1 protein-coding gene is annotated in these 443 nt (G+C 55.1%); it reads left to right on the forward strand.

The window, feature by feature from the left end; all coding sequences use genetic code 11:
• On the forward strand, positions 1–443 hold a 443-nt coding region (locus D7Y04_RS46175), incomplete at both ends, for a hypothetical protein (RefSeq protein ID WP_233601862.1).

A 443-nucleotide genomic window follows, 5' to 3' on the forward strand; every position in this document is an offset into this window, starting at 1 on the left:
CGCGAGCACGTCAACTCCTGCTCGGAGAATACAACGTAGAATGGATCCAACTAAAGACTGCCGAATTCATTGACCAGTTCCTCAATCAACTTCGTTCGACCACATCAAAGGGCTTAACTGCATTAGGGGCCGGTGCGGCTAGCAGTGGACGCGCGCCCTCAGTTCCCTCGGATGTCTCTGCTCTCATAGCCTCACCAAGAACAACCCCGTCAATATTTCTTCTCGGCGACGAGCCAGACTGGTCCGACATTCAAGCAGGCCGAGCCATCGAACGCAGCATCGACAGTGAAATCTACACCAAAACAGATGAGCTACTTGCCCACCGAAAAATACCCGAAGGAGCAAAGCGCGCCTCGCTTTTAACAATCACAGGCACAGCCGGCTCTGGCAAGAGCACGGCCGCCATGCGATTAGCAATGCGCCTCACCGCTGCCGGTCACGTC

Origin of the sequence: Corallococcus sp. AB038B, from assembly GCF_003668955.1 — a bacterium.
GTDB lineage: Bacteria > Myxococcota > Myxococcia > Myxococcales > Myxococcaceae > Corallococcus > Corallococcus exiguus.